This is a genomic window from Streptomyces sp. NPDC001157 (genome assembly GCF_053598255.1).
Window position 1 is genome coordinate 61,861 of sequence record NZ_JBSFJW010000030.1, and the last position, 25,801, is coordinate 87,661.

A 25,801-nucleotide genomic window follows, 5' to 3' on the forward strand; every position below is an offset into this window, starting at 1 on the left:
TGACCGGCACGGAGGCCACCAGGCCGATCGAGCCCACCAGTGTGTCATGATCCGCCGCCTTACCCTGCCTCCCCGCCCGCCCCGCTCGTCGCCGCACCGCGTCAAGCCAGTGGAAGCGGTCGGCAAGCCCACGCCGATACGCATCCGGATGCAGCAGCCACAGACGATCCGCCTGGCCCCCACCGCCTTGCGTTGATCTCGGAAGGCTGCCTGGCTTCGTCCACGAGAACGGACAGCGCTTCGACAGTGCTGCGGGAGGCGTTCGGTCGTCTCCGCCTGGCTGCTGTCGAGTTGCGGATCCGTGTTGGCGAGCAGGAGCTCAATCAGAGGGCGTGACCGGGGACCACATGCCGAGCCACTGCTCGGCGTCCCAGGCCTGGAACCGCTCTCCCTCGCTGAACCCCAGCTTTGCCGCGATGCGCATCGAGCCGACGTTGGCGGTCTGGGTGGTGAGCACCAACGGCTCGCCGGGAAGGACGCTGTCGAACCAGTCGAGTGCCGCCGCGCACGCCTCGCCGGCGTATCCGAATCCCCACGCCCGGGGCAGGAACCGGTAGCCGAGATGGTCATGGCTGGCTGCCAAGGAGGCTGCGGGAGTACAGGGCCGGCTGTTCTGACCGCTTCGGGAGCAGGCCGCGGCGCGGAGCGGTACTGAAGGGTCAAGAGTTGGATCCCTTGTGGATCCCTTTCGGCAAGGAGGGTGGACGAGGGGTCGGGCCCGGGACGATCGTGAACGACATGAGCGATCAACGCGTTGCACCTGTCGCGGCCCATGAGCCGCCCTACTACGCCGTCGTCTTCACCTCCCTGCGCACCGTGGCGGACGGCGGATACGGCGAGACCGCCCAGCGCATGGGCGAGCTGGTGAAGGAGGTTCCCGGCTTCCTCGGCGAGGACTCCGCCCGCACGCCCGGCGGGCTCTCCGTCACCGTCGCCTACTTCCGGGATCTGGCCGGGATCGAGGAATGGCGCAACCACACCGAGCACCGGGCCGCCAAGGCGTACGGGCGGGAGCACTGGTACGAGCGGTATTCCCTGCACATCGCCAAGGTCGAGCACAGCCACGGCTTCGTGCGGGGCGGCGCATGACCGAAGGGAGCGTCCTGGCCCTCGTTCGCGGCCGTCCTGGTCGCACTTTCCTGTCTCCTGACCGCCTGCGGAGGCAGCGGCGGCGGCTCGGAGGCGGACTCGGCACCGCCTCGCCCTTCCGCCACTCCACCCACGACCGAGCCCTCGGAGAGCAGCTCCAGCATGCCGGGCACCCCCGGCTCGCCCTCCCCGGCACGGTCGGCAACGCCACCCTCATCGCCGACGACACCAGCCCCGAGCCCCCACAGGACAGCCCCGCGTCCCCGGGTGTGCTGCGGGCTCCGCCACCATCACCCACGGCCCAGAAGACCCCTCCGTCCACACCCCGTGCGTGCGGTCCGGTACGGCAGTGACCGTGCTCCTCAAGCCCCGGGCACAGGGTGCCTGGCCGCAGCCGCGCACCAGCAACCCCATGTTGGCGCTGGTGACCTCGACCGCCACGGACGGCAAGGGCGGCACCCGGGTCACGGTTCGGGCCGCGCGCACCGGCTCGGTGACCGTCACCTGGGGACCGCAGAGCGCGCCCCTCTTTGTGCTCCGGCTGAGTGTGGCGGCGTATCGGGTGCAGTGAGCCGGACGCGCGGCGGCCGGTGCGCCCCCGGACTGGGGTGCGCACCGGCCGCCGTATGCCGGAGTCCGTCGGATCAGTCCTTACGGCCCTTGAGGCGCCGTACGTCGAAGGACCAGATGCCGCGCCCGTGGGTGGCGGCGTACAGCTTGCCGTCGGGGCCGAGGCGCAGCTGCATCACGGCCGTGGTGGGCAGGTTGTGGCCCAGGACCTGCCACTTGGTGGCGCCGGCGGGCCGGTAGAAGGTGGCCAGGTCGGTGCCGAGGGCGAGGCCGCCGTTCGACAGGAGTTTCACCGTGTTGGCGGGGACGTCGGGCAGGTTGGCCGAGATGTCCGTCCAGTCGGTGCCGCCGTTCGTCGACTCGAAGACATGGCCCACCCCGGCACCCGGGCCTTCGGTCCACTTGCGGGAGAAGCCGTTGACGGCCACGTACACGTGCTGGGCGTTGGCCGGGTCGATTTCGAAGCCGGAGATGTAGCGGTTGGGGATGGTGCCGTCGACGGGCAGGTTGAGCTGGTGCCAGCCGGTGCCGTCGGCGTTGCCGACCGCGATGCCGCGGGTGAAGCCCTGGTTGTTGCAGGGGCCGCACCAGCCGACGTAGACCGTGCCGCCGGAGGAGGCCACGGCGGTGGCCACGTGTCCCTCGCCGAGGTCGTAGGCGTTGGTCCATTCCTTGCCGGAGCGGATCGCGAAGCCCTTGGTGTTCACCCACACGTGGCGGCCGCCCGCGACCCAGGTGTTGGTGTTCTTGGCGTCGGCGGTGATCGGGGCGATGAAGCGGGCGCCCGCACCGGCCAGGTCCTTGTCCGGCGGAGCGACCTCGTACTCGGTGGCCTTGGACGGGTCGGTGCTCCACGAACCGTCGTTGACTCCGCAGTTCTGGGTGACCCACATGTCGAGGTAGACGTACTCGGCGGCGATGTTGCAGCCGTTGGCGGGGTCGGTGATGGTGTCGCCGCCGTCGCCGCCGAAGTTGGAGCCCATGACCTTGTCGTGGCCGCGCAGGATCGACTGGCCGTTGTCCTGCAGGCCGCCGGTCACCGAGACGCCGCCGTGGTCGAGGTCCTTGCCGACGCCCACCGAGTAGTACTGCAAGGTGTCGAGGGTGCCGTCGTTGAGGGACTGCCAGTCCTTGGCGTGGCCGCCGGAGTCGACGGCGCCGCTGAGCGGGCGGCGATAGATGCCGCCGTCGTTGCCGACGTACGCCCAGCTCTTGCCCTTGTAGCTGCCGATCGCGACCGCGTGCTGGTCGGAGTGGGTGGTGGGTGAGCAGTCGCCGGTCTGCTTGGCCGGGTCGATGCTCCAGCAGGGGAAGGGGAAGTTCCAGTACGGGCCCGGGGTGATCCAGCTGTCGCCGCCGTTCTTGGTCTCGAAGACCTCTTCCAGGCCGAGGTAGACGTGGTCGGCGTTGGCCGGGTCGACCTGGAGGAACTGGTTGTACCAGGACTGGATGCCGGGCTGGTAGCCGTCGCCCTGGAGGGCGGATCCGGACGCCTTCAGCTTGGTGTAGTCCGCGATCAGCGTCCACGGCCCGAACGGCGAGCCGTTCTTCGACACGTACACGCCCTTCAGCCCGCTGTCCGGGTTGGCGGCCATCTGCGCCGGGGACTGGTCGATGGCGTACAGGCGCGAGCCGTCGGCCGCCGCTGCGAACGTCACGTTGCCGACGTCGTCACTGCTGGTCGGCAGGTCGCCGAGACCGGTGGCCGGCTTCCAGCTGCCGTCGTCCTGCTGGGCGTACAGGCCGTTGTAGGTGTCGCCGCCGCGCCAGCCGACCGCGAGCAGGACCTTGTTCGGGTCCTTGGGGTCGACGGCAATGTCGTTGGCGATGTTCTTGTACGGCGCGCTCGGGTCGGACGCCTTCGAACCACCCGGCAGATAGTCCGGGTTGGGGGCGAACTCGTGCTTCCACGGGCCGGAGAGGGTGGTCGTGGAGTGCGACCACACGCCGGTGCTGGTTGCCGCCCACACCTTGGTGCCGGCGAAGCGCAGCGCGTGGATGACGGTGGACTCCAGTTCGGCGCCGCCCACGCGGTCGCCGGGCTGGAACTTGCCGTGGTGCGGGTCCGTGAGGACGTACACGCCCGTGCCCACGAAGGACGTCGCCCCCGTGTTGGACTCGCCGGTGGCGTACCAGAGCCGCTTCTGGCCATCCAGGGCGAGGGTGCCCGTCGAGAGGGAGGGCAGTTTGTCGGCGATCGGCTTCCAGTGCCCGCCGCCGGTGGTGGAGCGGAAGACGCCGCCGTTGGCGCCGCCCGCGTACACATAGCCCTGGTCGTCGGCTGCGATTCCGGTGATCCGGCCGGTCACCTTGCCCGAGCCGCCACTGGAGTTGGAGTTCACATCCCGGTAGCGGGAGTCGTCCGAGTCGTACGCCTTCTTGGTGACGTGGCCCCAGCTGCCGGTCGTGTGCTTCATCGACTGGAGCTGCTGCCAGGCCGCGCCGTAGGCGCCGGGAGCGACCACGCCGGGGGCGGTGCGGGCCTCGGTGAACTGGGCCGTGGCCTCGGCGGAGTTCTCCGCCTCGTCGGCGCCGTCGTCGTCGCCCTCGGAGGCGGCGAAGGCGGACATGCCGTGGCCGGCGTGCACCGCCTTGATGTGCTGGCGGCCGATGGCGGCCTGGTGGCGCGCCTGCCAGGGCCGGGGTCTGGTGCCGCTGGACGCCGCGAACGACTGGGTGCTGACCAGCCCGAACGCCGCGGCCACGACGGTGAAGGCTATGAACCGCCGCTGATGTCTTGGGGGCAGCATGCCCTCTCCTCCCTGCGACGGGCGTATGGGGGTGTTCCCGGCGCGGGGAAGATCTTGGCGTGCCCACAACAGTCACACAAAGGGATCACAGGAAAAAATGGCGGGGAATTTGCGTTTGGCGCTCGTTAAGGCGTGAACTTCGGTCAAACCGCCGCTATTTGCGCTTTAACGCTCGCGCTCAGCCTCGCCGAGATCAGACGCCTGATCACCCGACTCGCCGACCGCCGGCCCGTGAGCATCGACCACATCCTGCACTGGTCGCACAGGCGGCGCCGACGCCAGCACCAAGCCCGCATCAGCCACTACAAGCGACGCGGACACAGCCCATGAAACTGTCCAACACTCAGCACAAGCACCGTTGCAGTACTTGAGTCGTGCTCTGGGGTATTGCTTGTGCCTGGACCTTGTGGGCCGGCGCCCATCTGCGCGGGGGAGCGTCCCAGTGCTACATCGTCAGCCATGCGCCCCCTTGAGTGTGTCTTCGGCGCGGATCCATGCTGGATTCCTGACGATCGTCAGAACTTCCGGTCGGTTTCGGATCCAGGGTTGAGCTCGGTCCTGCCGAGCGGCATTCCCGATCGCTACCGGAGGCTCACCTCGCCGCCCGTCACAGCCTGAGCAGTCGGCGTGTCTGCGGCTCCAGCACACGAGGTTCCCGTGACCGCTCCGGTTCCTTCCCCGCACTGCCCTTTCCCTCCTGCTGTCGGCGATCACGCTGAGGCGCTCGACGCGCATGCTGCCGAATGGATGGCTGACAACCGTCTGTATGCGAGCGAGGCGAAGCTCGCCCGGTACCAAGCATCACGCTTCGGCACTTTCGCGGCACTGACATGCCCGCATCCTGAGGTTCCGCTGGAGCTGATGAAGCTCTACACCGAGTGGCTGGCCTTCGGCTTCTTCTACGACGACTGCTTCATGGACGAGTCCATTGCGCCGGACCGTGCGGCCGCCGTTGCGGAAGCGGTCATCGCGATGGTCGCCGCCTTCACACCACAGGGTGTACCTGTCGTGACACCCGTCTACGTGGACAGTGGTGGGGAGCACCGTCTTCCGATCGTGCGTGACCTGTTGGAGCGTACGGCGGCGGTCGCCCGGCCTGAGCAGTTCGAGAGGCTGCGCACCCACATGCTGCTGTGGTGGTACAGCTATCTCTACGAGCCACTGGCCCGGACTTCCAGACGCCCGGTTGCGATTCCCGCCTACTGCGTGAACCGGGTCTACAACATTGCGTCTGTGCCGTATGTGACGGTGACCCAGATCGTGGCGGCCTGCTCAGCCACTGCCCAGGAGCTGGCGCACCCGGAGGCCGTGCGCATGGGCTACCTGGCCGCCGGCCAGATGGCGTGGTGCAACGACATCCACTCCGCCGACAATGAGATGAAGGTCAACCCTGGCATCGCCCACCTGCCCGGTCTCCTGACCGCCTCCGGCATGGATGAAGCGAGGGCGATGGCCCAAGCGGTGCGCATCCACGATGCCACCATGCGCGCCTACCTTGAGACGGAGAAGAAGGCACTGACGTCGGGACTCCCAGGGCTGGCCGACTACAGCCGAGTCCTGCGGGCATGGATACGCGGCCACTACGACTGGTCCCGGGTCTCGGCCCGATACAACACTCCTTTCGCCGACGGAGCTTGCTCTTAAGGCGCTGCCGCACCCGAGGGGAACGTCCTTGGTGCGAATGGGGTGCCGCTAGGCGGATCATCCGGCGCGGGGCCGTCGACGGGAGGGAACCGTTCCCGATGGGCCTGCGCCAGTTCGTGATTGATGCCTGGTCTTGGCTGAACCACAAGCCGGTGATGGCCGATGCCGACCGCCCGTCGAGCCGGGCGTTCCCGGAGTTGGCGGCCTCGACGACACCGGTGACACGGTGATCCTCGTCGAGCGCAACGCGCGGCTGATGTGGGGAGGGCTGCTGTGGCGGGGCGAACCAGAAGGATCCCGACTCCCGGTCGATGCCTCGGGGTTCACCAGCTACCTGCACCGCCGCTTCGACCTGCACGGCAACCTCGACGGCCGCGGCCCATACAACGAAGCCGACCCCTGCCAGGTCATCCGCGACGTCTGGCCGTACGCGCAAGAACAGCCGGACGGCGACCTGCAGGTCGTGGTGGACGACACGAAGTCGACGGCGACGACCGGCACCGCGAAGGATCCATACGCCACGTCCAAGTCGGATCCCCACAACCTGGGGGAGATGGCCGACATCGATGACGGCCTGGAGTGGACCGAGACCGTCACCTGGGCCGGGCGCCGCGCCGAGCGGCGCATCATCCTGGGCGCCCCCCCGGCTCGGCCGACGCCGCGAGGACCTGACGTTCACCACCGGAGCCAACGTGACCGGCCAGCCCCACGTCATCAAGGACGCCGACTCCTACGCCCAGTTGGTCATCGGCATGGGCGCAGGCGAAGGCAGCAAGCGCAAGGTCGTCGTCGACGGCGTCCGCCACGGGCGGCTGCGCCTGGAGCACAGGCTGGAGACCAGCGAGAAGGATGAATCGAAGCTCAAGCAGCGCGCGCCGCGAGCGGCTGGCCCGACAGATCCTGCCCGTGCTCACGGAGCTGGAGATCATCGACCATCCCGCCGCCCCCATCGAGGCGCTGAGCGTCGGCGATGACGTACGTGTCCTCCTGCATGAGCCACATACCGCCTACGACGGGTGGAACCGCATCACCGGCTGGACCGTACGCCCTGGCGAGGGCGAGACCCCCGAGCGCGTGACGTTGAAGCTGGAACGCACCCTCAAGCCGGAGGAGAGCGGCGAGGAGACGGGGGCGCCGTAGATGCCGGACACGATTGCCGAACTCGCGCGCCGACTGGCCGCTCTGGAGCGGCGGGTGGCCGCCCTGGAGCGGGCCCGGCGCGCGCCGTACCCACCGTGGCGGGACCTGCCGTGCCGCTCACAGATGACACGGCGATGCCCCACTCCGCGCAGCCGCCGCAGATCCGCGCCAACCCTGGAACACACTGGAGTTCAGCGGCCGGATCGGACCGAGCCCCGCACCGTCGACGTAGCCTCCGACGCCGCCCGCCGGGAACTCCACCACGACATCACTCCCAAGGGCGAGATCATCCTGCGGGTCCAGGACGGCGGCAGCGTCAAAGCCTCCGGGCTCACCTCGACAGCGTCTCCTGCCGCATCGACGGCGAGGATGAGGAGACGTAGGAGCTGTACACGAAGACGGAAGGCCGTCCTGTGTCTTCCTGCCCGTGGGTGCGGGTTGCTATTGACGGGCACCATGCCCGCTCATCAGCACATGCCGATGTCGAGATCACCGTTGTCGAGGTAGATGGGGGCGACGTAGCCGCTCACGCCCGTCGTGTTGTCGGTGATGTACGTCCACTGGTCGTCGTACCCGACGAAGCAGTGCTTGGTGACCGAATGGCCGCGGTATCCGAGCCCGTTCACCGAGTAGCCGGTGCCGGGCCCGCTGTGGATCCGTACCCCGTCGTCGTTGAACGAGTCCGCGACATCGGACGGGCGCTGCGTCGCCGTTGTCGGCCTGTCCGCGGCCGTCGCTGTGGTCGCGACAGGCATGATCAGCGCGGCGGCGAGCGCGGCACCGGCGGTCGTGCGGGTCAGTAGTTCTCGCACGATGTCTCAGCTCCCCTACAGCGCGCCGACGTAGCAGCTGACGACGTAGCCGCTCACGCCGGTGCGGTTGTCTGTGATGTAGTCCCAGGCATAGGTCTGGCCGATGCCGTTGCCGCAGTCCTGCACCCAGTCGCCAATGGTGTAGCTGTGCACGGTCAGGCCATCACCAGGGTTTCCGAGGCCGTTGACGCCGGAACCGAGGGTGGGCTGCTGGTGGATACGGACGCCGGTCGAGTTGAAGTCGGACTGGGTGTCGTCCGCGAAGGCGTGGGACGCCGTCGCCCCCGTGGTGAACAGTGCGGCGGTGGCCAGGACGGCTGCCGCCATGCCCTTACGCATCTGCATGATTCCTCCCGTTTTTTCTGCCTGGTGCAGGGGGAGCTTGACCGTCCTCTGCACGGTCAGGCCCAGCTCTCACGTCTGCCCACCCGCATCCTGGAACGCAGGCCGGTGCAGGGGAACCTGAGAGTTCTCAGGGTGACTTGGGCATCAGGCGAGCGATGCCGCCCCTTCGGCGGGCGCGGCTGACCATGCCGTACACGGTGAGCGACACAACGGTGGCCCTCGCGACGCACTGCACGGCCACCAGAGTCACCACTGGCTTCGCTGCACTCCAGCACGCTGCAGTACCGCGGCCCGTCTGTCGATCGCAAGGAGGCCTTGTCCACAGGCATGGCACTGTGGCCGAGGACCTCCCGGATACGATGACGACTGGCTGACCCGCCACCCCATGCTTCGTAGCCAACTCCCGAGGGACTGGCCCCGGTACTGATGGGAGCCCGGCCGACTGCCATACGGCGCAGGGGAGAAGGCGAAGCGGGCGTGGCAACTGCGTTGAGCGCGGGCAGGTTTCTGTCCGTGCTGAAGCACGCGGGCCTCGGTGTGGTCGGGCACGGCACGTGGCATAACCGCAACCGCAACCGATGCGGCAACTGGGGCTCGGTGAACGGGCTCATGATCCACCGCACCGGCCCGTACTCGTCCGAGGCCGACATGGTGGAGCAGTGGCGCGTCGGCTACCACGACCTTCCCGGCCCCTGTGCCACGGCGTGATCGACGGGTCCGGGACGATCCACCTGGTCGGCTAAGGGCCGCACCAGCCACGCCGGCATGGGCGACACCGACATGCGGCTTTCGGCCATCGCGGAGAAGACGAGCCTGTCACGGGACAACGCGTCCGACACCGATGGCAACCGGCCTTTCTATGGCTTCGAGTGCATCAACACCGGCCATCAGACGTGGCCCGCCGCGCAGTTGGACGCGATGGCTCGCGCCGCCGCGGCCGTATGCCGCGCACATGGCTGGAACGAGCACAGCGTCATCGGCCACAAGGAGTGGCAGCCCGGCAAGCCAGACCCGGGCGGCATCGACAAGGACGACTTCCACGCTCGTGTCGCCCGCCACATCGAGGGCGACGGTACGACTCCGGGCAATCCCACTCCGAGGCCGACCCCACGGTACGCCGCCTTTCCGGCAGGGCGTTCTTCCACGCCGGTCGGTCCTCGCCGGTGATCGAGGCCATGGGGAAGCGGCTGATCGCCGAAGGCTGCGACTCTTACAACACACCGGTCGGTCCGGTGTGGAACGACGCCCATCGCCGCTCGTACGCCGCCTACCAGATCAAGCGTGGCTACCGAGGCCCTGAAGCCGACGGCATCCCCGGCCAGGCGACGTGGAAGGCGCCGTGCATCCCGCTCCAGGCCAGCACGCCCGAACCGACGACGACCTAGCCCGAGAAGGCCGAGAAGGAGACCGATCCCGTGCCGCAGGCACTCGCCGGCATCGCGGAGCGCACCCTGGCCCCCTACGTCCAGTCGCTGCTGGGTCTGATGGCAGCCTCCTCGACCACCGACCTGGTGTCGCTGTCGGCGTGGCAGGCCGCCGCCGTCTCCTCTCTCCCCGCAGCCCTGCCGGCGCTGAGGTCCACACTCGGCACGGCGCTCGGCCGCACCGGCACGGCCTCCTGGCTGCCGGGCAAGCACGACCCGGCCGCCCCCAAGTACTGACCGGAGGTACTCGTGCCCGAGGGAGAGATCACACTCGCACTCGCCGGACTGCGCAGCGCCCTGGAAGTCGGCCCAGCCCGTATCGACGGCCAACTGGCGCTGCTCGTGCAGCGCAGCGAACAGACCGACGAGGCAGTTGAGGAACCTAGAGCAGCGGGTGACTGCTCTGGAGAAAGCAAGGTGGCCGCTGCCAACAGTCGCAGTGCTGGCCACCGTCACCGCGGTGGCGCTGACGGCATTCGGACTGATGAGGGGCTGAACAAAGTCCCGCTGCCCGGCCCTCCTATCTCACTCAGGCGCTGAACGGCGGGGTCAGGCCGTACCGCGCGATGATGTCGGGCAGCCAGTCGGGTTGCCCGAACTCGAGCCCGTACTTGGCGGCGAGCGCCGGTATCGCGTCCTCGGTCGGCGGAGGCCCGTCGGCGAGCATCTCGGCCATCTCGCGGAAGCAGTGCTCGAAGCCGGCAGGACTGATGATCTCGATCATCCGGGCCGGGACAGGACCGGCGTTCCACATCGTGTGCAGCTCCCCGCGCGGCTTGGTGATGTAGCCGCCGGCACCGAGGACAACTTCGCGGTCGCCGGACCGGAAGCCGATCTCGCCCTCGGTGACGATCGAGTATTCGTCCTCCCGGGTGTGAAGGTGCGGCGGCACCAATGCCCCGACCGGGAAGGGGTGTTCGACGACGGAGACCGCGCCGTTGGTGTCGGTGCCCCAGAGCTTGAAGGCGACCCCGATCGAGCCGAGGTAGCCCTCACCTCCCTCGCCGGGGCGGACGATGGTGAGTGGAGGGGCCAGCGGCTCTGTCATGGCGATCACTCCTCCAGACATTTTGGAGATACACTGGCGTTCTCTTAAAAAGTCTCCGCCTCGGATCGCAGGGCGTCAACAGGTGAGCGAACAGCAGCGATCATCGAAAACGCGTGGCTACGAGATGCGCAAACGCGCCGAGGACATGGGGCGGACGCGACAGCGCATCGTCGAGGCCGCCGTGCATCTGCACGGCACCGCGGGCCCGGCGGCGACGAGCATCGCGGCGATTGCCGAGCGTGCTGGGGTCACCCGGATGACCGTCTACCGGCACTTCCCCGACGAGACCGCGCTGTTCCAGGCGTGCTCGGGGCACTGGCTGTCGCAGCAGCAGCTGCCCCAACCCGAGGTGTGGGGCATGATCGGGGATCCGGTCGAACGGCTGACGGCCGGACTCGCCGACCTCTACCGCTTCTACCGCGCGGGCGAGCAGATGCTGACGCTGGTCAGCCGCGACCTGCACGCGGCGCCCGACTCGATTCGCGAGGCTTGGGAGGCGAGGAACAGGCGCCACGTCGAGGTGCTGGCCGACGGGTGGCCGACGGCGGGTGAGCCCGCCCGGCGGGCGGTGATCGGCCATGCAGCGGCATTCTCGACCTGGTGTTCGCTCTGCCGGGAGCAGGGGCTGACGGACCGTGAGGCGGTCGAGGTCATGGTCACGCTGGTGGGAGCGGTAGGTACTGACCCAGTCACCTAGGAGTTGTCCGACGGCCCGCTCAAGGAGATAACGGGCCTCTCGGAGGGGCTCCAGCGTGTGTCCCCGTCCGGGAAGAAGAAGGCCCCGGCCTCGGCGAGGGTCACTTGGCCCTCTTGGAGAAAGACCACTGTCCAAGAGGTGACGCAGATAGGCGCGATGGGGCACCTCGGGAGGAGAAGAGGTACAGGGCCCGGTGATCACAGAGCGTCGCCCCCCCATGATCACCAGGCTGTGGTGCGAGATCGCCTCGCCGACGAGTTTGATGACGTCGTTCGCGATCTTCGCGCTCCGCCGTCGTCACGCCCTGACCCATCGGTTGGGGAACTTCGGTGATGTCCGTTCCAGGGGCAGCCGAAGCCTCGTCGCTTCGTCGGCCGGCCGCCAAGTGTGATCATCCCAGAAGGAGTTGAGCGGCTTCATCCCTTCGTGGCGTCGCCGAGAGCGCTGGATGGTGCAGTGCGTCAGACAGCGCTCCGTGCCCGTACGAAGCGGCACGCGGCGCTCCGGTGGGTCATCGCGTCCGGTGGCCGACGGCCGGGCTCACAGTGCAGGAGTTGTGGGTGTTGGAGCCAGGTCGAGGTCGTGGTCCTGAAGCTCCTGGCGGAGCTTGGCGAGCGCCCGGTGCAGTGTGCTTTTGACCGTGCCGGCCGCCATGCCGAGGGCGGCGGCCGTCTCTTCCGTGGACAGCTGTTCCCAGTGCCGTAGTACGACGACGCTGCGCTGCTGGGGTGTGAGTGTCTTCATGACGTCCATCAGTAACTGGCGGTCGGACTGCTGCTCGGTGGGGTCTTCGATGCTTGTGTCCGGTAGGTGCTCGGTGGGGAGTTCCTTTAGCTTCCGGTCCCGCCACCACTCGGTGCGGGTGTTGATCATGACGCGGCGCAGGTAGGCGTCTGCGAGTCGCTTGTCCGCTATGCGGTGCCAGTGAAGGTACGTGCGTGTGAGCGCGGTCTGGAGCAGGTCCTGGGCGTCGAGCGGGTCGGCCACCAGGCGGCGTGCGCTGCGCAGCAGAGCGGCGTGCCGTGTGCGGACGTACTCTTCGAAGTCCTGTTCCTCGTCCTGTTCCTCCCGGCGGCGCCTGTGTCCGCTCACGGTGGTTCCTTTCATGGTGGATGGATGGCGGCGGTTGCTTCCTCTGTGGAATGGCCGCCGCCCTGCTGGCGGTGCGCGGCTCCCGCGGCGGGCCCTGTGCGTTGCTTGCTGCAGCTGCCAGGCAGGCGGTCGAAATGACGACGAAGCCCCGGCTCTGGCAAGGGCTCGGGGCTTCGCCGTCTGGTGCGATCTCGTCTTGCGGGCGGCTGAGCGGGCGGGCGAGCTGGCTTGCTCGCCCTGGTGATCAGCTGCCGACGCCGTCGTGCATGCCGTGGGCTGGGTCCCTGGTCAGTCCCCTCGCGCCGGCCAGGAGCCGTGCCCATCGTTCGCCAAGACCCTCAGGCAGACGGCCGGCGGCATGCCGCTGCCTGTCAGTACTGCTCGTAGACGCCGACCTGCTCGGTGTGCGTGCGGCCGTGGGTCTGCTGAGTGACGATCTTGTAGCGGGTGCTCGGCGTCACGTCCGTGGCCTCGAACGCGTGCCAGGCACCATTGCAGTACGCGGAGCCCTTCTTCACCGTGCGGTTCAAGTCGTGGCTGTCGATCAGCCTGACCGTCATCTTTGTGCCGTCGCCGCCGTTCCAGCACTGGTACTTGACACTCAACCTGGCTACGCCGTCGTGGACGCCGAACGGCTGGGAGACCCACTTCGAGTGCCGGGGCTTGAACTTGGACTGCCAGATCGTGTGCCACGTCGCCTGTGCCTCGGAAGGAGCAGATGCGGCGTGGGTGGCCACCGGATGGGGGACCGGTGCGATGTCCGCCTGGGCGGCCGGGGCAGCCAGAGCCAGGCCGACTGCGGTGGCACCTGTGGTCATCGCCAGTGCTACGCGGTTGCGTATGTTCACGTGATTCCTCTCGTTGCACACAAACGGATCCGGAGGCACCGGCTCCAGGTCGACCCGTGGGGCCCGTGGGCGGACCCGACCGGTGCTTGCCATCGAGTTCAGCGGGTCGGGAATTGAATGGGCAGCCGGTTTCGCCGCCCTGAACAATGGACTCGCTGCAGGTCGTGGGCACGGCGTTGCGTTGGCCGAAGCAGACGCCTTCGGATTGCGCTGCTGCCACGAGGTTGCGTACGTTGTCCGGCCTCGCGCCGCGTCCACGGGGGAAGCGGGCGGCTGGAGGGGTGAGTTGTCGATGGCGGGACGTCCGGAGAGCCCACTCGATCCCAGCGTCGGGCCGGTGGCGCGGTTCGCGGCCGAGTTGCGCAAACTCCGGGCGGAGGCCGGGAGTCCGACCTACCGGGTGATGGCGCAGCGGACGAATCAGGGGGCGAGCACGCTGTCGCAGGCGGCGGCGGGGGAGCGGCTGCCGACTCTGTCCGTCGTGCTGGCCTATGTGAAGGCGTGCGGCGGTGATCCGGGGGAGTGGGAGGGGCGGTGGCGGCAGGCGGCCGCTGAAGCAGCGGCGGAACCCCGCGCCGAGGATGAGGATGCCGAGCCTCCGTACCGGGGTCTGGCCCGCTTCGAGCCGGGCGACGCCGATCTGTTCTTCGGCCGCGACGAGCTCACCGACCGCCTGGCCGAGCTGACCCGTTCCAGTCGGTTCACTGCGGTGTTCGGCCCCTCGGGCAGTGGCAAGTCCTCTCTCCTGCGTGCCGGCCTCATCCCCCGCCTGCGTGCCTCGGACCCGGCCGGCCCCCAGCCGGCCGCGCTGCGCGTCCTCACTCCCGGCGAGCACCCCCTGCGCACCCATGAGCAGCGGCTGACCCCGAAGGACGCAGGCGGAGACACGTTGCTGATCGTGGACCAGTTCGAAGAGCTTTACACCCTGTGCCACGACCCGGACGAGCGCGACCGGTTCATCGACCGCCTCCTGGCCGCCACCGATCCCGGGAGCAGACTGCGCGTCGTCATCGCCGTCCGGGCGGACTTCCTCGGCCGCTGCGCCGAGCACCCTGCTCTGACCGCCGCGTTACAGGACGCGACTGTGCTGGCCGGCCCCATGAGCCGCGACGAGTTACGCGAGGCCATCACCAAACCTGCCCAGGCCGCGGGGATGACCGTCGAGCGCTCTTTGACGGCGCGGCTGATCGAAGAGGTCTCCGGCGAACCCGGTGCGCTGCCCCTGTTGTCCCACGCTCTCCTGGAGACTTGGCACCGCCGCAAGGGCCCTGCCCTCACCGAAGCGGCGTACGAATCGGCCGGCGGCCTGCACGGTGCCATCGCCCGCACGGCCGAAGACACGTTCGGCAAGCTCACCCCCGCGCAGGCCGGCCTTACCCGGCACATACTGCTGCGGCTGATTAATCCTGGAGACGGCACGCCCGACACCCGACGGCCCACCGACCGCGGCGAACTCGTCGGCAGCGCCCCGGACACCGCACGAGCCGATGCCGACGTGGTCCTGGAACGATGGGCGCACGCCCGGCTGATCACCCTGGACGACGACGCGGTGAACCTCGCCCACGAGACCCTGATCAGCGCGTGGCCCAGGCTGAGCGGATGGATCGACGCCGAACGCGACCGCATACGCACCCACCGCCAGCTGACCGAGGCCGCACGGGCCTGGCGGGACCTCGACCGCGACCCGGGCGCCCTGTACCGGGGCACTCGGCTGGCCATCGCCCAGGAGGCGTTCGCGGCACCGGAGCGGCATGCCCACCTCACCCCACTGGAACAGTCGTTCTTGTCCGCCGGCCTCGCGGCCCGTGACCAGGAGCAGCAGTCGGCATCGCGTTCCGCCAAGCGGCTGCGCGCCTTGACTGTGACCCTGTCCTTCCTGGTCGTCCTGGCGCTGATGGCCGGCCTGGTCGCCTGGCAGCAGAACCGGGCCGGTCAGCGCCAGCGCGTCCAGGACGAAGCCCGCCGAGTCGCAGCCGTCGCGGAAAGCCTGCGCTCGTCCGAGCCCGCCATCGCGATGCGCCTCAGCCTCGCGGCCTGGAAGACAGCCGACCTGCCGGAGACCCGGTCGGCGCTGATGGGCTCCATGGAGCAGAGGGAACAGGACGCGTTCCGGATCCCGGACCAGGCGCACGATCCTGAGGTGTACCTCGACCACGACGGCCGGACTGCGGTCTCCGTCTCCGGAGAGCGGGTCACCCGGTGGGACGTGCGGAGCCATCGGCAGCTGTCCTCGTTCAGGATTCGGGGCCGGTCCGATGCCTCCTTATTGCCGGACGTCTCCCGGGACGGCCGCTTCCTGGCTGGGTCCACCGGATCCGGCATCCAGATCTGGGACCTGACCACCGGCAAGAAAACCGGACAACTGGCCGCGCGTGGCGAGGACTCAGCCTGGTTCGGGCCCAGCGGACGTACTCTCGTGACCCTCAGTCGTGACGGCGGAGCAGAATCCACGGTGCGCCTGTGGGACCTGAGACGCCGGCGCGTGGTACTCAAGCGCGGATTCGATCCCGGTGATGCACTGGGTGATGCACTGAGTGATGCCTCAGCCGGCTCGAACCCCGCCGTCGTCACGTTCAGCAACGCGAGCATGGAAACCATCAGCCCCGACGACCGTCTCACCGCGATGTGCCCCGACAAGCAGCTCGAGGTGTGGGACGTGGCGAGGCGCCACCGGCTGCCGGGCGCCTGGGAGACGGCGTTCCACAAGGGCGAATGCCGTACGGGCACCATCACGTTCACTCCCGACAGCCGCAGGGTGGCCGTCGCCTCCGGCAACGGCCTGCGTACATGGGATGTGGCGTCGGGACGTGAACTGCACCAGATCAAGCACCGCGGCCTGACGGACGTTGAGTTCAGCCAGGACGGGCGGTTCGTCGCCACAGCGGACGCCAAGGAGATTCAGCTGCGGCGGGTGGACGATCCGACCACCCCGGTGTTGCGGATCCCATGGGCCGACGGCCAGTCCCTCGGAGCCATGCGGATCGATCTCAAGGCAGGGGTACTGCGGTATGAGACAGGCAGTTCCAGCACCACGGTGTGGACGGTCTCGCTGGGGCACGCCCTTGATCCGGCCTGGCAGCAGGACGTCACTGTAAGTGCGGGCTTCAGCCCCGACGGCCGCCTGCTCGCGCTGACCCGGCAGGCCGGAGGCCGGCACCGGATGCGGCTCGTGGACGTACGGACCGGCAAGGTGGTGACCGACAGCCTGCCCACCGCGCCCTGCCCGATGGGCGACGACGGGCCGGAGTGCACAGACGTGACGGCGTTCGCCCCGGACAACCGGACCTTCGCCTACTCCAGTACGGATGCCGCGTCCGATGAACTCCCCTGGGCCAAGGTGCTGGACACCCGACATCCGACCCGGCCGACCACACTGCGGTTCCCGCCCATGCCGGATGACATCGACATCATCGACGGGATCGCTCTCACGAATGGCGGCCGCAAACTCCTGGTGTCGCTGTCCGAGGGACGCACCGAGATGTGGGACGTACGCCGGGGCGTGAGAGCCGGCAGGATGTCCGGCGTCTGGGGCGAGAGCCTGGCGGTCACGGGCGACGGCCGCCTCCTGGCAACAGCGCAGGGTGACCTCGTCGATCTGCCCTCCCGGACGGTCACCCACCGCGCACTCATGGAGGGATTGCCCACCCTCGTGGCCTTCAGCCATGACGGCAACTATCTGGCCGGAGGTGACGAGTCGGGTTGGGTGACCCTCTGGGGCCGCCACGCCCGGCACTGGTTGGCCGAGTTCCCACCCGAGTCGGGCAACGCCGCAGCCGACGGCCCCGATTCGACGATCGACGTGTCGGCCCTGGCCTTCTCGCACGACGGCGCAACGCTTGCCGTCGGAACACGGGACGGTTCCGTCCGGTTGTGGGACGTCGCCTCCCGACGCCCGGTCGGCTCGGCCTTCTCCAATCCCGGGGGCGGGGTCATGGCGCTGGCCTTCGCCGAGGACGATCGCACGCTGTACGTCTCCGCCCAGCACATGCCCGTACTGACCTACAGCGTCGATGCATCGCGGATGGCCACCGATGTATGTCGACGCGTCGGATCCGGCCTGTCGCGCGCCGACTGGCACAGATACATCCACGACGTACCGTACGCAACCTCCTGCTGAACGGGAGGGCCAGTAGGAGTGGAGTGGGCCCGCGAGAATCAGCGGGCCGAGCCGCAAGCCCTTTGATCGACACGGCACAGGCACTTCATGTGCTCGCACATGCCTGCCAGTTGTGGGCGCTACGTGTCTACCAAGCATTCCAGAGCCCGCCGTGACGGTGGCGGACCGGAGGGATGTCTGCGTCGTCAAGGTCGTGTCCGGCGTGATGCAGTCCGCGGATCCGCTGGGCTTCGAGTCGGCCCTGGAGCCGGGCCCGGCTTTCAGCCGTGGCGATCTCGGCGGAGAACGAGCCCTTTCTGCAATTGAGCACCATCCACTGCCAGGAGGTGATCCGGTGCAGCGTCTTCGTAGGGGCAGGGCGACGGCCTTCGCGGGCGGCCCGGGCCAGTTCGGCGTGCGTGTAGCGCAGGTCGTACAGGGACATGGACTCCGAAGCGGCGTCTCGGACGCGGAGTTGCCTGGGAGTTGTGCGGACGGTTCGGGACATCGAGAGCCTCCGTAGGGCCCTCTGGGCTTTCCAGAGGTACCTACGGGGGGTGCGTAGTGGTCAGTACGATTCAGCCCCCTCGTCGGTCGGACGATCTACCAGCAGGACAGTAGTCGCGCGGAGGCGTGGAGGCCGGGATTTTCTCCTCGCTCCGTTGCCAGGTCATGCCGCTCCAAGATCTTTCACGGAACCGCGGCCAGAGCCGGTTTCAAGGATCTTCATCAGCGGTGACGCCGGGGCGCTGCCCGCCCGCGCTGTGCGCGGGCGGGCTCGTGCGGGCGCGGCGCTCTGGGCGCCGCTGGAGCAGAACCTCGCACCCCGCAGCGCGCGGTTGTCAGTGAGAGTGAGAGCCGTCTGCTTCCTCGGCGGCCTTCTTGAGGCGTTCAAGCATCTGCCGCTCGGAGGGCTGCAGGGGAGGCTCGTCGAGCCGACGGGGGAGGGGGCGGGTCAGGGTGGCCAGCAGGGCGGCGGGGCGCAGGACCCGCGACGGCCGTGCCGTGAGGCTGGTGACGTCCCAGAGCGCTGCGGCTGCGTGCCAGGAGCCGGTAGCCGCGCGGGTCAGCCGGCGTGTGTAGGCGGCTGTGGCATGGTCGGCGCGGGTCGGTCTGCCTCCCCGTACGGCTGGATACAGGACGTCCATGGCGACGGCGGTGGACCAGGCGGTGTCGACGTGGCGGGCCGCGCTGCGCAGGACGCGACGGGCAAGTCCGGGGCTGGCAAGGCCGCTCTGCTGCAGGTCCTGGTAGAGGTCACGGGCGCCCAGGGCGGCCACGGAGATGCCCTGTCCGTAGGCCGGGTTGAAGGTGGCGAGGGCGTCCCCGAGCACGAGGAAGTGCTCGGGCCACAGCGGGGATTTCTCGAAGTAGCGGCGGAGGTTGCTGGTGCTGCGGCTGACTGCGACGTCCGTGAGGGGTTCGGCGCCGGCGATGAGATGGCCGACGATGGGGTGCGGCAGGCTGAGGGCGTATTCGAGGAAGCCCTGCGGGTCGCTTGGCGGTTCGCCGCCTCTGGTGCCGCCGGCGCTGACCATCCACCGGTTGCCTTCGATCGGCAGAACCATGGCGCTGCGGCCGGGCCGGCCGTGGTAGGGGTCCGCCTGGATCAGGGTCAGCGGGAAGTGCTCGGCACCAGCAGGAGTGCGGTAGATGCGGGTGGCGTTGGTGAGGCCGGAGTCGATCTTCCTTTCTGCCACGCCGCCGACGCCGATGTCCTTCAGCCACTGAAGGCTGCGCGACCCTCGTCCGCTGGTGTCGATGACGAAGTCCGCTTCCAGCTCTTTGCCGAGGGTGGAGCCGGCTTTGCTGAGGCGGACGCCCCGCACGCGCTGCGCGTTGCCCAGCAGCCCCTCCACGGCGGCCTGATGGATCGACACCTTGGCCGTCTGCTCGAGCAGCGCCTCACGCACGACCCAGTCCAGCAGCGCGCGCGTACAGGTGATCATGCGAGCGCCGTTGCCCCTGTAGCGGCGGAACCAGCCCGCGTCGGGAGCGAAGGCCAGCATGCCGTGGCCCATCGAGATCTCGTGTGCGCCTGCCGCGAGAAGTCGTTCGCGCACACTCTGCGTGAACAGAACCTCCATGGCCGATATGCCGCCGGCCATGAGCAGGTGAGCATGCTGTCCCTGAGGAACCCCTCTGCGGTTGACGGGGCCGTCGGCAAGCGCATCCCTGTCGAGGAGGACAACCTCCGTGCCGGGTGTAGCCCGGGAGATGGCCGCTGCGGCCAGCAGCCCGGCAATTCCCGCTCCGATCACGACAGCTCTCTGCGGCAACTGGCTCTCCTCGCCGGGGACAGGGGACGGTGTCATGGGGCATTGTCACTCAAGCCTGCATCCGGTCTGGTGCCGTTTCTCGCACGTGAGCCACCGCGTTCGCCAGCTCGACCAGGTCCATCGTGATGCGAAGGTTCTCGGGCGGATCGGCCGGGCCACCGGTCCGGCCCGATGCCCGGAGAATGCCATCGATGATCATCGCCTTCTGGGAGTCTATGCGCGCCGCCTCACGGCTTGCGCCGCGGTCGAGTGCGGCCGTGTACGCGGTGCGGCCGACGTGCTGGTCGACGTGTGCCGCCAGCTGCAGCAAGGCGTCGCGGATGTTCGCTTCGAGCAGGTACAGGCGGCTGCTGGGCAGTTGCCACCACAGCTGCCACCATTTGGGCTCCGCTTTCGGGGTGGTGGCCAGATTCTTCACCGCCTGCCACAGGGGTTTGAGCGCACGGTAGTTGGCCAGGCTCTGCTTCTCCGCCGCAGCGGAGGCGAGACGCGGCAGGACGAAGCCGACGGAGTAGATCAGCGCGCCGAGGGAGGCGGCAGGCGGCGCCACCGTGGTCGACAGGACGTCGAGGTTGTATCCGCACCACCGGGCAACGACCGCAGTGGCCTTGGCGAGTTCGAATCCGACCACGTCCAACAGCAGTCCGGCGAGGATCAACCGCAGCCCGATACGTAAAAGCCCCGTGACCTCGTCGCGTGCCCACCTCAGACAGACCATGCTCAAGACGATGGTGCTGGCCAGATGCCCCACCAGGTAGAGAACGATCATCTCTCGCATGTACGGGGTGTTGGCGTAGTACGTGTCCAGGTCGGTGAGCCGTTCGGTGTCCGCGTCGGCGAGGGCGAACAGCACGCAGATCGCCACGATCAGCACCCCGTACACCGCCATGCTCAGGCGGACCATACGCCGTACCCGCTCCCTCGGACCACCCCTCCAGTGGATCAACAAGATGATCAGGGAGCAACTGAATGCGGAGATCGAGCTGTACGTGATCGGGGCGCCCACGTTGGGAATGCCGGTGGCACGGTTGACCGCGGCCAACGTGGCGGGAGCCGCACAGGTGAAGCACACGGCGCCGATGAATGCGGTGGCCCGCGTGGGGACGGTCAGCGGGGTACGGGGAGCCCGCCGCGAGCGGCGGAGCAGCATGGCGGCCACCACCAACAGGAAAGCCGCCATATACACGACAAGACTCATCAGGGAGGAGTTCCGTTCCGCCAGACTGTGTGGGGGGCAGGGGTCCGCAGAATTCGCGTCTCAGGCCGACCCGGCTCTCGCAGGGCCGGAGGTGAGCGGCCGTTTCTCCCACTCGGACCTCTTGACGGCGTCGGCAATCAGAACCAGCGCGTCGGGCTCGCGCGGAAGCGACAAGGGTAGCGACGCGCCGACGAGCTCCCGCACCGGCTGCTGACTCCTTCGCTGGGTGGCCGCAGAGATCGCGGCGGCCCACGCCGCTGAAGCTGCGAGTTCCTGTGCGCCAGGCCCGCCACCGCGACGCTGCGCCGACTGCTGCAGCCTCTCCAGCTCCGCAGCATAGACGTCGTCATAGAGCCGTTGATCAAGGAGCGTCTCAATCTCGCGCAACCCGTTGAAGATGGTGCTGCGGCGCCAGGTCCCCCACAGCAGAGGGGAGCGAGGCCGCTCAAGACGCAATGCCCGTTCCCGCAGAACCGGGTCAAGCACGGCGTCCAGAGGCGCCAGGCGAACGAAGTCACGCCAGGCCGACACGTGGTGCCCCGCAACCGGCAAAAGGACCCCCGTCACCGTGAGCAGCGCACCCAGACCGGCGCACACGGGCGCGATGCCCGTGCCCAGCAGTGGCCAGTTCCGGCCGGACCACTGCGCCACAACGGCGATCAGTTTCGAGCTGCTGTAGCCGGCGCTGAGGATCGTCCCGACGCCGATCGTCACCAGGCTGGCCCGCAGCCAGGACCGCTGCTGCACCTCCGGCTCGCGGGCCCACCGCAGCGACCACAGGGCACTGACCGTCACCGCCGTCAGATGGGCAAGCAGATACAGCACGACCATCTCCGCAACCCACGGCGTGGTCGCATAGTAGGTGTCGAAGTCGGTGCGCCGCTCAACAGCGCTGTCCCCTGCGGCGAACAGAACAGCGATGCCCACCAGCACAGCCGCATAGCCGTAGATCCAGCTCCGGGCCGTCCGGCGCATGGACGGCCCGCCGCGCCAGCAGGCAATCAGGATGAGCAGCGCCGCGCTGTAGGCAGTGATCGCAGCGTAGGTCAGCGGCGCGGCCAGGTTGGGCACGCCGGTGATGCGGTTGATCAGCGCGACCGTCGGGGGCGCTCCGAAGAGGAAGCACAGCGAGGCAAACCCCAATACCCCGACGATGGCCCGCAGCGACGGATCGAGCCGGCGGCGCATCACGTCGGGCACTTTGAACAGCAGGGCGACCCACAGCAGCCCGCAACTCACATAGTTGATAACCCCGCTCATCTCCGGCTCCTCTGGTAGCCGAGCGAGTCAGCGATACGCCGGGCGGTATCACCGGCGATCACGTCCCGCTCCATCAGCGCCCGCATCTGCTGACCCACAAGAATCCCGAACAACTCGGCTTCCTTCTCCGGATCCTCGTCGAAACGCGATCGTGCCGCGGCCGCCTGCGTGCCGTGCACATGCCCCGACCCCAAAGAAGGGCCCGCCTCCGCCGCCAACTGCTCCGACGTGAGGCCGTCCTTCTGCCGCATGTGCCACAACTCGTGACCGAGGATCTGCGCCTGATGCCAGACCTCGGCATCCGCCTCCACGACGACATCGTCCTGGTGCGTGCGCTCCACCCACATCCCCGTGGCACCGAACGTGCGGGGGATACGCACACGGTGAACCTCGAGCTTCCGGTCACCACGCCACCGCTGGGCGGACGCGACCAAGGCCTCGAACAAGGCGTCCGGATGACATACGGAATTCCCTGCTGCTGCGCCGTGTTCGTCGGCGGCGAGTCTTTCCCGGATGGGACCGATCAGCATCTCGGCGAACTGATCCATCTCTCTGTCGCGTCGCCGAAGGGCCCGCCACTGCCGTATTCCAGCCAGAGGGTTCACCGCCGCTCGCTCCGGTTCGACGGAAACGATAAGCAGCGCGCTGAGCCAGAAGCCCGATACAAAGCCCAAAAACAAGGCACTTGCCTCGTATGCACCAGCCCGCCGACCTGGCCGATCACGATGCGGGCCCGCCTGTCCGAGGGGCCGCCATGGGCGAGCCCCTGGTCGACGTTGTGTGCTGGCACCGGCCATTCTCCTGAGCGCGTAGGGTGATCAGGCTGGACACAATTGAGGGTATACGCAGCGCTAAGTCAGCTGCGTATGAGGGCAGTTGGACGATGGTGAGCCAGTCATGGTCGTCCGCATGGTCGCGCATCCTGGCTGCCCGGTGGGTGTTGAGATTGTCCCAGATCAAGACGATGGGCACCTGGAGCTGGAGGTGCGCGCGCACGACCAGGTCGCGGTAGTCGCTCCAGGCGAAGGTGTCGCGTCCTCCCTTGCCCTTGTGCTTGCGGTGGCGGCGCGGCCGAAAGATCAGCCGGGAGTTCTCGCCCGGCTTGTAACAGCACATCGCGGCGATCGACCAGCGGCGCCAGGAGCGGCCCCGCACCCGCACCATCGGCGCCTGTCCAAGCCGGCCCCAGGGGCGAGCGCGTGGCGGAGTCATCGAGACCCGGCCTCGTCCTCGAAGACGATGTACGCGCTCAGCGCCGCCGCGGTCATTCCGCCTGCGGCCACACGTCCTTCTTCCACAAACCCACCGTCTGCTCGTCGCGTTCCAGTGCGCGGCGGGCCGGAGACTGCCAGGACCAGCCATGCCGGTGCAGCAGCCGCCACACGGCCGCAGACGAGCAGTCGATGCCGAACCTCCAGGCGATCGGCGCTCTGACCCGTGCCGGGGTCCACCGCTGGTCCTCCCAGCCGTGCGCGGCCGGCCCGAGGGCCAACTCCTTCTCCAGCTCGGCGAACCGGCCGTCGGACACCTTGGGACGTTTCGCCGGTCCCGTGGAGGCGAGGGCGGCCATCCCGCCCTCCTGCCAGGCATGACGCCAGCGCTCCACCGACCCCTCGCTCACCCGCAGATCCTTCGCGATCACCGCGGTCCTCTCACCGCGTACGAACCGCTCACCGGCCTGGTACCTGATCCGCTCACGAAACCGCCGCCGCTCGGCGGTCAGCCCGCCACCCTGCGCGTACCGCACACCACCGGCCTACCGCAGGGATCAGCAGTCGACAACAGCCCGAAGAGATCAGTAGGGCCGCGCGGACGTGGGGGGTCGGGGTGACGCCTCCGCGCCGGCGCCGACGTGGAGGCGCCGGCGCTCCTGGCGATGCGGGTCAGTTCGTCACACGGAAGGTGGCGTCGCTGCGGGCTGTCGCGGTGGTGATCGGGTCGAGTCGCAGCTGGTAGGCGTAGTGGCGGATGTAGTGGTCGGGGTGGTTGTACGACTGGAACGACGACCAGGTGGCGTCGGCGAGTCCGGCGACCTGCCGGAAGGTGGCGTCCGCGGCGAACTGGCTGCTGCCGTCGTTGCGGACGAGCTGGAAGTCGTAGTTGGCGTGGCGCAGGAAGTACCCGGGGTAGTTCACCGACTCGAAGGAGACGGTGCCGGTGCCCGCGAGGCCGGGCCTGATCCGGAACTGGGAGTCCTCGACGGGGCTGACGTTCGGGTCGATGCGCACGTCGAAGTTGATCTGGCGCACGTACCGGTCCTGGAAGTTGTACGACTGGAGCCGCTGCGCCGGGGTGTTGGGCCAGCGGGCGAGCACGCGGCTCTCCTCGGCGGCCGTGAGGTTCATGATCCAGCCGTGGCGCTTTTTGGTGCCGCCCATGTTGTAGCTGGTCGACGCCGGCTTCTGGTAGGCGGCGGGGTTGGAGGGGTCGGTCGTGGTGACGGGCATGTAGCCGCGGTTGGTGGCGTACTGGTCGAGGTAGAGCGCCCACTTGTCGGTGCCGTTGAACTTCATCCACATCGGGCCCTCGACCATCGACCCGGTCAGGCCGATGCCGGAGAGGTCGCCGAGTTTGGTCCAGGTGCCGAAGATGGAGTTGCTGCCTTCGAGGGTGATCTGTCCGTCGCCGGAGGCCCGTACGTAGCGGTAGTTGCCGACGCCTGGGGGCACTTCGATGATCTGGGTGTCGATGATCTCCTGGGTGCCGGGGCGGTCGATGTAGAGCTGGGGGGTGGTGATGGTGCGGAAGTCGCTGGTGTGGGCGGCGAAGATGCGGTGCTTCGTCGCGCCGTTGAAGGGGACGTTCGTGGCCCAGTACAGGACGTAGTCGTTGCTCTCGGGGTCCCAGATCGCTTCGGGTGCCCAGGCGTTGCGGCCGTCGGGGATCGCGCCGGCGACGTTGAGCAGCCACGGCTGCGACCAGGTGATCAGGTCGGTGGACTCCCACACGACTAGGTTGCGGCTGCCGTTGTTGATGGAGGAGTTCCAGTCCTGGCCGCAGCTGATGCACAGGTCGGTGGCGATGATCCAGTATTTGCTGCCGTCGGGGGATCGGACGAATGCGGGGTCGCGTACGCCCTTGGTGCCGACGGTGGAGCGCAGGACCATGCCGCCGCCGTTGAGGTCGTTCCAGTGCAGGCCGTCGGTGCTGTGGGAGAGGTACATCTGCTGGTTGGTCGCTCCCTCCCCGGTGAAGTGCACCATCAGGTAGCCGGGGTCGGCGGCGGCCGCCCGCTGGGGTGTGGTGAGGGCCTGGCCCGTGAAGAGGAGGCAGACGGCGAGCAATATCACCGTCAGCCGGGCGCGGAGCGCAGACATCGGATCTCCTGTCGGGTGCGGGTGCCACCGCCGGGCGAAGGGGGAGCGGGGTGGCGGGGGGAACTTGGTCTTGGAGTGGGCGGGACAGGACCCGGACACCGCGTGGGCCGGAAGGGGGGACCCGAACGACGGTGTGTCAGCGCTTCGCCCAAGGCGCCGTGGTGACGGCGGGTCAGGGCGTGCGAGCAGGTG

Annotated in this window: 21 protein-coding genes and 3 pseudogenes; 10 read left to right on the forward strand and 14 right to left on the reverse strand. The window is 68.5% G+C overall.

Annotated features, from left to right (window positions below; all coding sequences use genetic code 11):
* Nucleotides 1–319 precede the first annotated feature (319 nt).
* Nucleotides 320–565, reverse strand: a pseudogene (locus tag ACWDAG_RS36395) (GNAT family N-acetyltransferase); the annotation flags it as partial.
* Nucleotides 566–738: 173 nt separating this feature from the next.
* Between ACWDAG_RS36395 and ACWDAG_RS36400 the strand changes: the two are divergent.
* The 3 genes from ACWDAG_RS36400 to ACWDAG_RS36410 are packed head-to-tail and all read left to right on the forward strand — an operon-like array spanning nt 739 to nt 1,660.
* Entirely contained in the window at nt 739–1,089 is a 351-nt protein-coding gene (locus ACWDAG_RS36400) for an antibiotic biosynthesis monooxygenase family protein (protein ID WP_450699823.1), read from the forward strand.
* Nucleotides 1,086–1,442, forward strand: a complete 357-nt coding sequence (locus ACWDAG_RS36405; RefSeq protein WP_450699824.1) for a hypothetical protein — start codon at nt 1,086–1,088, stop codon at nt 1,440–1,442. Before ACWDAG_RS36400 ends, ACWDAG_RS36405 begins: the two co-directional genes overlap by 4 nt.
* Before the next feature lie 2 nt (nt 1,443–1,444).
* Nucleotides 1,445–1,660 carry a hypothetical protein gene (locus tag ACWDAG_RS36410; protein WP_450699825.1) on the forward strand — a complete coding sequence of 72 codons (216 nt, stop codon included), beginning with the start codon at nt 1,445–1,447 and terminating at the stop codon, nt 1,658–1,660.
* Between the two features lie 73 nt (nt 1,661–1,733).
* Here the strand turns inward: ACWDAG_RS36410 and ACWDAG_RS36415 are convergent, their stop codons facing one another.
* The gene (locus ACWDAG_RS36415; RefSeq protein ID WP_450699826.1) at nt 1,734–4,409 is read right to left on the reverse strand and encodes a glycosyl hydrolase; all 2,676 of its coding nucleotides are present in this window, start codon (nt 4,407–4,409) and stop codon (nt 1,734–1,736) included.
* 657 nt (nt 4,410–5,066) lie between these two features.
* On the opposite strand from ACWDAG_RS36415, the gene ACWDAG_RS36420 reads away from it, so the two are divergent.
* The 3 genes from ACWDAG_RS36420 (at nt 5,067) to ACWDAG_RS36430 (ending at nt 7,193) form a co-directional block, all read left to right on the forward strand.
* The gene (locus ACWDAG_RS36420; protein ID WP_450699827.1) at nt 5,067–6,053 is read left to right on the forward strand and encodes a terpene synthase family protein; all 987 of its coding nucleotides are present in this window, start codon (nt 5,067–5,069) and stop codon (nt 6,051–6,053) included.
* Nucleotides 6,054–6,151: 98 nt separating this feature from the next.
* The gene (locus ACWDAG_RS36425; protein WP_450699828.1) at nt 6,152–6,283 is read left to right on the forward strand and encodes a hypothetical protein; all 132 of its coding nucleotides are present in this window, start codon (nt 6,152–6,154) and stop codon (nt 6,281–6,283) included.
* Nucleotides 6,284–6,902: 619 nt separating this feature from the next.
* Complete coding sequence (locus tag ACWDAG_RS36430) at nt 6,903–7,193, forward strand: hypothetical protein (protein ID WP_450699829.1); 291 nt, start codon at nt 6,903–6,905, stop codon at nt 7,191–7,193.
* Nucleotides 7,194–7,660: 467 nt separating this feature from the next.
* On the opposite strand, the gene ACWDAG_RS36435 is transcribed toward ACWDAG_RS36430, so the two are convergent.
* Nucleotides 7,661–8,005, reverse strand: coding sequence for a hypothetical protein (locus ACWDAG_RS36435; protein ID WP_450699830.1), 345 nt, complete (start codon nt 8,003–8,005; stop codon nt 7,661–7,663).
* 15 nt (nt 8,006–8,020) lie between these two features.
* Entirely contained in the window at nt 8,021–8,350 is a 330-nt protein-coding gene (locus ACWDAG_RS36440; RefSeq protein ID WP_450699831.1) for a hypothetical protein, read from the reverse strand.
* Between the two features lie 477 nt (nt 8,351–8,827).
* Between ACWDAG_RS36440 and ACWDAG_RS36445 the strand changes: the two are divergent.
* Both ACWDAG_RS36445 and ACWDAG_RS36450 read left to right on the forward strand, forming a co-directional pair.
* Nucleotides 8,828–9,735 (forward strand): annotated as a pseudogene (locus tag ACWDAG_RS36445) (peptidoglycan-binding protein).
* 30 nt (nt 9,736–9,765) lie between these two features.
* Nucleotides 9,766–10,011 (forward strand): holin, encoded by a 246-nt coding sequence (locus ACWDAG_RS36450; RefSeq protein ID WP_450699832.1) that lies wholly within the window; start codon nt 9,766–9,768, stop codon nt 10,009–10,011.
* A gap of 292 nt (nt 10,012–10,303) precedes the next feature.
* Here ACWDAG_RS36450 and ACWDAG_RS36455 read toward each other — a convergent pair whose 3' ends face one another.
* Complete coding sequence (locus tag ACWDAG_RS36455) at nt 10,304–10,822, reverse strand: cupin domain-containing protein (protein ID WP_450699833.1); 519 nt, start codon at nt 10,820–10,822, stop codon at nt 10,304–10,306.
* An 82-nt stretch (nt 10,823–10,904) separates the two neighbouring features.
* Between ACWDAG_RS36455 and ACWDAG_RS36460 the strand changes: the two genes are divergently transcribed.
* Nucleotides 10,905–11,519, forward strand: coding sequence for a TetR/AcrR family transcriptional regulator (locus ACWDAG_RS36460; RefSeq protein ID WP_450699834.1), 615 nt, complete (start codon nt 10,905–10,907; stop codon nt 11,517–11,519).
* 540 nt (nt 11,520–12,059) lie between these two features.
* Here ACWDAG_RS36460 and ACWDAG_RS36465 read toward each other — a convergent pair.
* Together ACWDAG_RS36465 and ACWDAG_RS36470 are read right to left on the reverse strand one after the other, a co-directional pair.
* A complete protein-coding gene (locus ACWDAG_RS36465) occupies nt 12,060–12,611 on the reverse strand; it encodes a SigE family RNA polymerase sigma factor (protein ID WP_450699835.1) in 552 nt (183 codons plus the stop codon).
* Nucleotides 12,612–12,982: 371 nt separating this feature from the next.
* Nucleotides 12,983–13,459, reverse strand: a complete 477-nt coding sequence (locus ACWDAG_RS36470; protein ID WP_450699836.1) for a hypothetical protein — start codon at nt 13,457–13,459, stop codon at nt 12,983–12,985.
* Between the two features lie 292 nt (nt 13,460–13,751).
* On the opposite strand from ACWDAG_RS36470, the gene ACWDAG_RS36475 reads away from it, so the two are divergent.
* Nucleotides 13,752–17,576, forward strand: coding sequence for an nSTAND1 domain-containing NTPase (locus ACWDAG_RS36475; RefSeq protein ID WP_450699837.1), 3,825 nt, complete (start codon nt 13,752–13,754; stop codon nt 17,574–17,576).
* 127 nt (nt 17,577–17,703) lie between these two features.
* Here the strand turns inward: ACWDAG_RS36475 and ACWDAG_RS36480 are convergent, their stop codons facing one another.
* The 7 genes and pseudogenes from ACWDAG_RS36480 to ACWDAG_RS36510 all read right to left on the reverse strand — a co-directional run bounded on the left by ACWDAG_RS36480 (nt 17,704) and on the right by ACWDAG_RS36510 (nt 25,609).
* Complete coding sequence (locus ACWDAG_RS36480; protein WP_450699838.1) at nt 17,704–18,063, reverse strand: hypothetical protein; 360 nt, start codon at nt 18,061–18,063, stop codon at nt 17,704–17,706.
* A gap of 334 nt (nt 18,064–18,397) precedes the next feature.
* The gene (locus ACWDAG_RS36485) at nt 18,398–19,834 is read right to left on the reverse strand and encodes an NAD(P)/FAD-dependent oxidoreductase (protein ID WP_450699839.1); all 1,437 of its coding nucleotides are present in this window, start codon (nt 19,832–19,834) and stop codon (nt 18,398–18,400) included.
* A 49-nt stretch (nt 19,835–19,883) separates the two neighbouring features.
* Nucleotides 19,884–21,032, reverse strand: a complete 1,149-nt coding sequence (locus ACWDAG_RS36490) for an MAB_1171c family putative transporter (RefSeq protein WP_450699840.1) — start codon at nt 21,030–21,032, stop codon at nt 19,884–19,886.
* Between the two features lie 60 nt (nt 21,033–21,092).
* The gene (locus ACWDAG_RS36495) at nt 21,093–22,292 is read right to left on the reverse strand and encodes an MAB_1171c family putative transporter (RefSeq protein WP_450699841.1); all 1,200 of its coding nucleotides are present in this window, start codon (nt 22,290–22,292) and stop codon (nt 21,093–21,095) included.
* Entirely contained in the window at nt 22,289–22,840 is a 552-nt protein-coding gene (locus ACWDAG_RS36500) for a toxin (protein WP_450699842.1), read from the reverse strand. The genes ACWDAG_RS36495 and ACWDAG_RS36500 overlap by 4 nt, the downstream gene beginning before the upstream one ends.
* A 304-nt stretch (nt 22,841–23,144) precedes the next feature.
* Nucleotides 23,145–24,039, reverse strand: a pseudogene (locus tag ACWDAG_RS36505) (IS630 family transposase); the annotation flags it as partial.
* 136 nt (nt 24,040–24,175) lie between these two features.
* Nucleotides 24,176–25,609, reverse strand: coding sequence for a glycoside hydrolase family 43 protein (locus ACWDAG_RS36510; RefSeq protein ID WP_450699843.1), 1,434 nt, complete (start codon nt 25,607–25,609; stop codon nt 24,176–24,178).
* Nucleotides 25,610–25,801 lie beyond the last annotated feature (192 nt).

What these genes read in the sequence shown, in the direction of transcription:
- ACWDAG_RS36500 (WP_450699842.1), bottom strand. Translation starts at nt 22,840, where the DNA reads ATGGATCAGTTCGCCGAGATGCTGATCGGTCCCATCCGGGAAAGACTC.
- ACWDAG_RS36490 (WP_450699840.1), bottom strand. Translation starts at nt 21,032, where the DNA reads ATGAGTCTTGTCGTGTATATGGCGGCTTTCCTGTTGGTGGTGGCCGCC.
- ACWDAG_RS36430 (WP_450699829.1), top strand. Translation starts at nt 6,903, where the DNA reads ATGAATCGAAGCTCAAGCAGCGCGCGCCGCGAGCGGCTGGCCCGACAG.
- ACWDAG_RS36510 (WP_450699843.1), bottom strand. Translation starts at nt 25,609, where the DNA reads ATGTCTGCGCTCCGCGCCCGGCTGACGGTGATATTGCTCGCCGTCTGC.
- ACWDAG_RS36480 (WP_450699838.1), bottom strand. Translation starts at nt 18,063, where the DNA reads ATGTCCCGAACCGTCCGCACAACTCCCAGGCAACTCCGCGTCCGAGAC.
- ACWDAG_RS36425 (WP_450699828.1), top strand. Translation starts at nt 6,152, where the DNA reads ATGGGCCTGCGCCAGTTCGTGATTGATGCCTGGTCTTGGCTGAACCAC.
- ACWDAG_RS36415 (WP_450699826.1), bottom strand. Translation starts at nt 4,409, where the DNA reads ATGCTGCCCCCAAGACATCAGCGGCGGTTCATAGCCTTCACCGTCGTG.
- ACWDAG_RS36455 (WP_450699833.1), bottom strand. Translation starts at nt 10,822, where the DNA reads ATGACAGAGCCGCTGGCCCCTCCACTCACCATCGTCCGCCCCGGCGAG.
- ACWDAG_RS36440 (WP_450699831.1), bottom strand. Translation starts at nt 8,350, where the DNA reads ATGCAGATGCGTAAGGGCATGGCGGCAGCCGTCCTGGCCACCGCCGCA.
- ACWDAG_RS36405 (WP_450699824.1), top strand. Translation starts at nt 1,086, where the DNA reads ATGACCGAAGGGAGCGTCCTGGCCCTCGTTCGCGGCCGTCCTGGTCGC.
- ACWDAG_RS36475 (WP_450699837.1), top strand. Translation starts at nt 13,752, where the DNA reads ATGGCGGGACGTCCGGAGAGCCCACTCGATCCCAGCGTCGGGCCGGTG.
- ACWDAG_RS36400 (WP_450699823.1), top strand. Translation starts at nt 739, where the DNA reads ATGAGCGATCAACGCGTTGCACCTGTCGCGGCCCATGAGCCGCCCTAC.
- ACWDAG_RS36495 (WP_450699841.1), bottom strand. Translation starts at nt 22,292, where the DNA reads ATGAGCGGGGTTATCAACTATGTGAGTTGCGGGCTGCTGTGGGTCGCC.